This is a genomic window from Xenorhabdus sp. BG5, from assembly GCF_015163665.1.
GTDB lineage: Bacteria > Pseudomonadota > Gammaproteobacteria > Enterobacterales > Enterobacteriaceae > Xenorhabdus.
Window position 1 is genome coordinate 1 of the sequence record NZ_JADEUG010000069.1, and the last position, 1,643, is coordinate 1,643.

At 40.6% G+C, this 1,643-nt stretch carries 2 protein-coding genes and 2 pseudogenes; 3 read left to right on the plus strand and 1 reads right to left on the minus strand.

Annotated elements, in window-relative coordinates:
- Positions 1-106: 106 nt before the first annotated feature.
- From IQ209_RS18830 to IQ209_RS17790, 3 genes and pseudogenes are all read left to right on the plus strand, one after another.
- Positions 107-190: pseudogene (locus IQ209_RS18830) on the plus strand (RHS repeat-associated core domain-containing protein); the annotation flags it as partial.
- Entirely contained in the window at positions 185-610 is a 426-nt protein-coding gene (locus tag IQ209_RS17785; RefSeq protein WP_193852514.1) for a hypothetical protein, read from the plus strand. The pseudogene IQ209_RS18830 and the gene IQ209_RS17785, both read left to right, overlap by 6 nt.
- A 14-nt stretch (positions 611-624) precedes the next feature.
- Positions 625-1,161, plus strand: a complete 537-nt coding sequence (locus tag IQ209_RS17790; protein ID WP_193852515.1) for a hypothetical protein — start codon at positions 625-627, stop codon at positions 1,159-1,161.
- Positions 1,162-1,232: 71 nt separating this feature from the next.
- On the opposite strand, the pseudogene IQ209_RS17795 reads toward IQ209_RS17790, so the two are convergent.
- Positions 1,233-1,487, minus strand: a pseudogene (locus IQ209_RS17795) (SymE family type I addiction module toxin); the annotation flags it as partial.
- Positions 1,488-1,643 lie beyond the last annotated feature (156 nt).

Here is a 1,643-nt window from a genome sequence, read left to right on the forward strand (position 1 = left end):
TAGGTTCGCGGGGATGGGCGGAACAGGTAAAAATGGTTCTTTAACAAGCTGATAGTCAAAGAAAAAATCGCTTAAAAAAGTATGACCGCACCGGAATCGTTCCTAAGACCCCATAGGGCTGAAAGGTGGCCTTAATCCTTACGGATATGTGCATAACCCCTCTAATTGGATTGACCCCTATGGGTTGGCAGGTGGATTCGGCAATAAAGGAGATGCTGGGGATACCGTCACAGTGTTTAGGGTTCAAGGAGGAATACCTCCCAATGCAAGTCATCACCGAATAAGAGTAGATGACGCAGGAAACCCTAAAATTCAAAATGCCACTTTAAATATTAGTATTGGTGATACTAAACATGCTGAGCACTTTAAGAATATTAGGGGGGGAGATGCTGAAATCGTTTCATTTGAAATACCTAAATGGCTTAACGAATTTATTAAGGAAAATGCCATTCCGCAAAAAGGTTATAAAACAAATCCATTAAATCAGAAGGGAATGGCACCTAAAATAGTAGATCCAACAACCCCCGGTGACTCATACGAATTCCCTAAAGTGTGGACTAAGTGGTTAGAAGAAAATGCTGTTCCCGGTTCTGGAAAAGTAAAAAAATAAATTAAGGTGGTTATATGTTCGAGGAAGATGATGATTTATTAGCCGATGATAATGTTGTTGTTGCAATAAAGAAGGATAACATTATTACTTGGTATCAAGCCGACAGAGAGATATGGGTGCTGGATAGACAAAAATGGCATAGAGATTTTGTTGACAATGGCATAGCTTGTCCAGAAGACAGTGCCGATGATCGATTTGGTATTTTAATTGTTAATGATGATACTAAAGAAAAATTTCTTGAAAGCATTTTGCCTTTTAAGGTTGATAATAAAAAACTAAAGGAATTCAAAGAAAAAATACAAGACTCTTCTTCTTGGTGGGACTCTCACGAACTGTTTCCAATGGCATTCATTGATTTTGATTCAAAAAAATTAAGTGCATGTTATCCATACCCAGGAAAAATACCTGTAGAAAGATATGTTCCAGATGGTTGGAATGGTGAGTTTGTTGATTTTATGCGTCAATTTGATGAAAGTATTTTGCCTAAAAACGAAAAGTATTGGGTCATTGATGATATTGACTATTTAGAAAAACTTTCTTCTTTATTTTAATAAAATAGCCGGAAAGATCTCCATGATCTTCCGGCTTTGTTCTTTTTTTAAGAACAGCTCACTCCCTGTCCTTAGTTGCTTTTGTAGTCGCCAAGCAGTTCCCGCATTCGCAGTTTGATCTCACTGAGCTGGTCTTGCTGGCGCTGGTACTGTTGCCGGATAGTGCGGGTCTCGTCGCTGTCAGGAATAAGCACCAGACAGCCCGCCATAATTTTAACCGTCAGTGTGCCGCCAATATCGAATCCAGCCTGTTTAAGCCATCTTCCCGCTAAATTTATCGCGGGTCTGGGGTTCGGCCTGCCGTTTTGCGGCACGTATCCCACGGTGTAATAACGTTCTGTTTTCGTCGCTTTATTTACGGCACGGTTTTACTTAGAATGCGCCTTAGCCATCATTCAACTCCTCAATAGTTGGTTGTGGTGAGCAACTTCGGCGTGTTGCAAGCGCGCCGGAGCTGCGTTAAAAATGCTTTCTCTTTAGCT

Bases quoted from the DNA above. Each gene is read 5' to 3' on its own strand.
- IQ209_RS17790 (WP_193852515.1), top strand. From the start codon at position 625: ATGTTCGAGGAAGATGATGATTTATTAGCCGATGATAATGTTGTTGTT.